Source organism: Streptococcus sp. 2022WUSS037, assembly GCF_044427225.1.
Lineage (GTDB): Bacteria > Bacillota > Bacilli > Lactobacillales > Streptococcaceae > Streptococcus.
Window position 1 is genome coordinate 1 of sequence record NZ_JAOTGJ010000058.1, and the last position, 5,020, is coordinate 5,020.

Here is a 5,020-nt window from a genome sequence, read left to right on the forward strand (position 1 = left end):
CCTCAAGGACATATGGCTGTTCGAAAAGCTCGGACGGGTAAGAAAAATCAGAATAGTAATCAGGTTATTACCCATTACTTTGATGTGGAAAAATGCAAGATTTGCCCTAGTAAAGAGGGGTGTTATAAAGAAGGTGCACAGACTAAGACCTATTCCGTTACGATTAAGAGTCATGAGCATCTTTTTCAAAAACGATTCCAGGAAACACCTTACTTAAAAGAAATGGCAAGAAACCGTTACAAGATTGAAGCCAAAAATGCGGAATTGAAACAAAGACATGGTCTTGATGTCGCCAGAGCATCAGGTCTTTTCAACATGGAATTACAAGCAGCCACCACCATATTTGTAGTCAATATGAAGCGAATTATGACCTTAATAGACCAAAAGGAAGAGTAGAAAAATAAGAATTCTCCCAATCATTTAGGAGAATTCCTATTTTTTATAAGAGTCGGAGTAACTGGAGACTTTTTCAGTGGGCTCACTGAGAATTGTTGTTTCTTTTTTATTAAGAAGGCTTGTGAGTTGCTGTGGATAGATCTACTCTTTTTCAGTAAATTTTCCTTGTTTTTTTGTTTTCTATGTGTTATACTTAACAAGTTAATTAAAAGGTTAAGAGGATGCCTATGAATCGTATTGCATTAGAAATTGAGAAGTACCTGCATGAGATTGTGTTGAGTTCAGAGAATCAATTGGAGATTTTGGTTGGTTCTTGTCAAAGCACGGTGAAGTTGACGAATACGCAGGAGCATATTTTGATGCTTATTGAAAAGGCTGCATATACTAATACTGAGATTGCTAAGGAGTTGAATGTTAGTCAGGCTGCGATCACGAAGGCTACAAAGTCATTAGTTGCTCAGGGGTTATTGGTGGCGGTTAGAGATGATAAGGATGCTCGTATTGTTCGCTTTAGTTTGACTGAGGCTGCTAAGCCTATTGCTGCAGAGCATGCTCATCATCACGCGCATACCTTGGAAGCTTATGAAGAGCTTTTGGAAAATTATAGTCTCGAAGAGCAGGAGTCAATTGCTCGATTCTTAAGTGAGTTAGTGGAGAAGATTAGAAAATAAATGAGATATATTACTGTGGAAGACTTGTCGTTTTACTACGACAAAGAACCGGTTTTAGAACATATTCATTATTATCTTGATAGTGGGGAATTTGTGACTTTGACTGGTGAGAATGGCGCAGCCAAGACAACCCTCATTAAGGCGACTTTGGGGATATTGAAGCCCAAACAAGGGAGGGTTTCTATTGCTGAGAAGAGTATAAAAGGTAAGAAGTTGAGAATGGCCTATTTACCTCAGCAAATTGCAAGTTTTAATGCTGGTTTTCCGAGCACGGTTTACGAATTTGTAAAATCAGGGCGTTATCCTCGACAAGGTTGGTTTCGTCGTTTGACAGCCCATGATGAGGAACATGTTCGGATTAGTTTGGAATCAGTTGGAATGTGGGAACATCGGGATAAGCGCTTAGGTGCCTTGAGTGGTGGGCAGAAGCAACGTGCGGTCATTGCGCGTATGTTTGCCTCTGATCCAGATATTTTTATTCTGGATGAACCGACAACAGGGATGGATGCAGGAACCAAGGATGCTTTTTACCAGCTCATGCATCATTCGGCTAAGAAGCATGGAAAGTCGGTTCTGATGATAACTCATGATCCTGATGAGCTGAATAGGTATGCTGATCGAAACATTCACTTGGTTCGTGATCAGCAGTCTCCTTGGCGTTGTTTCAATGTTCATGAAGCGGATGAGGAGGTTGCCAATGTTTGATCTATCTGTATTTCATTATGACTTTATGCAGCGTGCTTTCCTGGCAATCATTGCGATGAGTCTGTTCTCGCCTATTTTGGGGGTCTTTTTGATACTCAGACGACAGAGTTTGATGTCGGATACTCTTAGTCATGTTTCCTTGGCGGGGGTTGCATTCGGTTTGGTATTGGGGATTTCACCAACGCTTTCGACAGTTCTTGTCGTTATTGTGGCAGCTGTATTTTTAGAGTATTTGCGGACAATTTACAAGAATTTTATGGAAATTGGGACGGCTATCCTCATGTCGACTGGTTTGGCTATTTCGCTTATTGTCATGAATAAATCTGGTGGGAAATCAGGGCTTAGCCTGGAACAATATCTGTTTGGCTCGATTGTGACGATTAGTCAGGAGCAGGTAATTGCTTTGTTTACGATTGCTGTGATTGTCATTGTGCTGACATTGCTGTTTTTACGTCCGATGTATATTCTTACTTTTGATGAGGATACGGCATTTGTAGATGGGTTGCCTGTGCGAGCTATGTCTATTGCCTTCAATGTGGTGACTGGTGTTGCTATAGCCCTAATGATTCCTGCGGCAGGTGCTTTGCTGGTTTCAACAATTATGGTTTTGCCTGCTTCTATTGCATTGCGACTTGGTAAGAGTTTTAAAGCTGTTATCTTTACTGGGATGGGCATTGGCTTTTTTGGAATGGTCATGGGCTTGTTGACTTCTTACTATGCAGAAACCCCGGCGAGTGCAAGTATTACCTTGATTTTCATTAGTATTTTCTTACTGGTGAATGTTGTTCAAAAATTAAAAAAATAAGGAGTTAAGATGAAAAAAGTTGGTTTATTATTATTGTCTGTCTCAACTTTGCTTTTAGGGGCTTGTGGCAATAGCACAGCTTCTGAAGATGGGAAGTTGAATATTGTAACGACCTTTTATCCTGTTTATGAGTTTACCAAGCAGGTGGCAGGTGATGAGGCAAATGTTGATCTGTTGGTTAAGGCTGGGACAGAGGTTCATGGTTATGAGCCGTCAGCTAAAGATATTGCTCGTATCCAAGAGGCAGATGCTTTTGTTTATGAAAATGAAAATATGGAAACATGGGTTCATGATGTTGAAAAATCACTTGATACAACAAAGGTTAATGTGATTAGTGCGACGGAAGGGATGCTTTTGTTACCAGGTAGTGAAGAAGGTGAGGATCACGACCATAGTGAGGAGGGCCATAGCCATGCTTATGATCCGCATGTATGGTTGTCTCCTGAGCGTGCCATCACACTTGTAGAAAATATTCGTGATAGTTTGGTAGCTAAATACCCAGAAAAGAAAGATGCTTTTGAAACAAATGCGGCAGCCTATATTGAGAAATTAGATGCTTTAGATATGAAGTATTCTGAAACATTATCTGCTGCGAAACAGAAATACTTTGTTACACAACATACTGCATTTGCATATTTGGCTTTGGACTATGGTTTGAAACAAGTTTCTATTACAGGTGTTGCTGCAGATGAGGATCCGACTCCATCACGTCTAGCAGAATTGACAGAATATATCAATAAATATGGCATTAAGTATATCTATTTTGAAGAAAATGCGTCAAAATCTGTTGCAGAAACACTTGCTAAAGAGACTGGGGTTCAGTTGGACGTTCTTAATCCTCTTGAAAGTTTGACGGATGAGGATATGAAAAATGGTAAGGATTATATTTCTGTTATGGAAGATAATCTGACTGCTCTTGAAAAAACAACTTCCCAAGAAGGTTCTGAAATTTTGTCAGAAGAAGGTGCTGAGACTGCGCAAACTGTTTATAATGGTTACTTTGAAGATAGTGCTGTAAAAGACCGTACTTTGTCAGATTACGCAGGTGAGTGGCAGTCTGTCTATCCTTACTTGCTTGATGGTACACTTGATCAAGTCTGGGATTACAAGGCAAAAATCAAAGGCGATATGACTGCTGAAGAGTACAAGGCTTATTACGATACAGGCTACAAAACAGATGTTGATCAAATTAACATTACAGATAATACCATGGAATTTGTAGTGGGAGATAAGTCTTATAAGTACACTTACAAGTATGTTGGGTATAAGATTTTGACCTATAAGAAAGGAAATCGTGGTGTTCGTTTCTTGTTTGAAGCAACAGATGCAAATGCTGGTAACTATAAGTATGTTCAATTTAGCGACCACAATATCGCCCCTGTTAAAACAGGTCACTTCCATATCTACTTTGGCGGAGAGAGCCAAGAAAAACTTTTGGAAGAGTTGGAAAACTGGCCGACCTACTACCCTGTTGGTTTGACTGGTTTGGAAATTGGTCAGGAAATGCTGGCTCACTAAGAATAATGAGAAGACTGGGCAAGGTGTTCAGTCTTTCTTCTTGACAATTTTTGACTACAAATGTAAACTAAAGTTAGAAAATGATTGTTGGGAGGTGAATGTGTGGAGCAGACAATTTCTGCTGCGGAGTGGCAAGTCATGCGAGTTCTGTGGGCCCAGCCTGGTGCGACTTCTCAGGAAATTATTCAGGCCTTGCAGGAGGGTTTTGACTGGCAGGCGACGACCATTAAGACACTCTTGGGGCGGCTGCGGAAGAAAAGCTATTTGAGAATGGCCAAGGAAACCAGCAAGTACCACTATTATCCGCTGATTAGTGAAGAGGAACATTTGCAGGGGCAGGTGGAGCTCTTACTAGCTGCCATATGTTCCACAAAACAGGGGCAACTGGTTGAAAAACTGCTAGACACAGGGACATTTTCCCAAAAAAGCCTAGAAAATCTGGCCAGCAAAATCTCGCAGTTACAAAGGACTGCACCCGAGCAAATCGCTTGTCGGTGCTTGGCTGGTCAATGTACCTGTGGGCATCATGCAAAAGGAGAAAGAAGATGAAGCAAACTTTGAAATTGAAAAACTTATCGTGTCAGAACTGTGTCAAGCACGTGACCAATCACCTCTTAGAAATGGATGGGGTGGAAGAGGTGAAAATCCAGTGGGAAGAGCAGTTGGCGGAGGTGGAAACCTCTGTGGCCTATGACTTGGAACGGTACCAAGAGGTGCTGGAAGACACTATCTATGAAGTGGAAGAATTGATATAGACAATATGTAAAGACCCCCAGTTGAGAATTCGTGGATTTACCTTGTACACTAGAATAAAAAAACAATCAACTTCTAACAGGAATTACCACACTCAATTGGAGGTCTTATATGTTTCATTTTACCACACTTTTCATCGGAATGGATGTTCACAAAGAAAGTTTTTCACTCT

7 protein-coding genes are annotated in these 5,020 nt (G+C 40.7%); all 7 read left to right on the plus strand.

All coding sequences use genetic code 11. The annotated features are described in order from the left end of the window. Positions 1-396 (plus strand): transposase (locus ODU55_RS11360; RefSeq protein WP_398582884.1); only part of this gene is annotated, 396 nt, incomplete at its 5' end. A gap of 227 nt (positions 397-623) precedes the next feature. Beyond that, entirely contained in the window at positions 624-1,067 is a 444-nt protein-coding gene (locus ODU55_RS11365; protein ID WP_012774904.1) for a zinc-dependent MarR family transcriptional regulator, read from the plus strand. Next, on the plus strand, positions 1,068-1,772 hold the full coding sequence (locus tag ODU55_RS11370) for a metal ABC transporter ATP-binding protein (RefSeq protein ID WP_029172119.1): 705 nt from the start codon (positions 1,068-1,070) through the stop codon (positions 1,770-1,772). Further along, positions 1,765-2,577, plus strand: coding sequence for a metal ABC transporter permease (locus ODU55_RS11375; RefSeq protein WP_029188893.1), 813 nt, complete (start codon positions 1,765-1,767; stop codon positions 2,575-2,577). Before ODU55_RS11370 ends, ODU55_RS11375 begins: the two co-directional genes overlap by 8 nt. A 9-nt stretch (positions 2,578-2,586) precedes the next feature. Further along, a complete protein-coding gene (locus ODU55_RS11380) occupies positions 2,587-4,095 on the plus strand; it encodes a zinc ABC transporter substrate-binding protein AdcA (protein ID WP_398582885.1) in 1,509 nt (502 codons plus the stop codon). A gap of 102 nt (positions 4,096-4,197) precedes the next feature. Further along, positions 4,198-4,644 (plus strand): CopY/TcrY family copper transport repressor, encoded by a 447-nt coding sequence (locus ODU55_RS11385; RefSeq protein ID WP_398582886.1) that lies wholly within the window; start codon positions 4,198-4,200, stop codon positions 4,642-4,644. Next, the gene (locus tag ODU55_RS11390) at positions 4,641-4,850 is read left to right on the plus strand and encodes a heavy-metal-associated domain-containing protein (protein WP_398582887.1); all 210 of its coding nucleotides are present in this window, start codon (positions 4,641-4,643) and stop codon (positions 4,848-4,850) included. Before ODU55_RS11385 ends, ODU55_RS11390 begins: the two co-directional genes overlap by 4 nt. Positions 4,851-5,020 lie beyond the last annotated feature (170 nt).

What these genes read in the sequence shown, in the direction of transcription:
- ODU55_RS11380 (WP_398582885.1), top strand. Translation starts at nt 2,587, where the DNA reads ATGAAAAAAGTTGGTTTATTATTATTGTCTGTCTCAACTTTGCTTTTA.
- ODU55_RS11390 (WP_398582887.1), top strand. Translation starts at nt 4,641, where the DNA reads ATGAAGCAAACTTTGAAATTGAAAAACTTATCGTGTCAGAACTGTGTC.
- ODU55_RS11375 (WP_029188893.1), top strand. Translation starts at nt 1,765, where the DNA reads ATGTTTGATCTATCTGTATTTCATTATGACTTTATGCAGCGTGCTTTC.
- ODU55_RS11370 (WP_029172119.1), top strand. Translation starts at nt 1,068, where the DNA reads ATGAGATATATTACTGTGGAAGACTTGTCGTTTTACTACGACAAAGAA.
- ODU55_RS11365 (WP_012774904.1), top strand. Translation starts at nt 624, where the DNA reads ATGAATCGTATTGCATTAGAAATTGAGAAGTACCTGCATGAGATTGTG.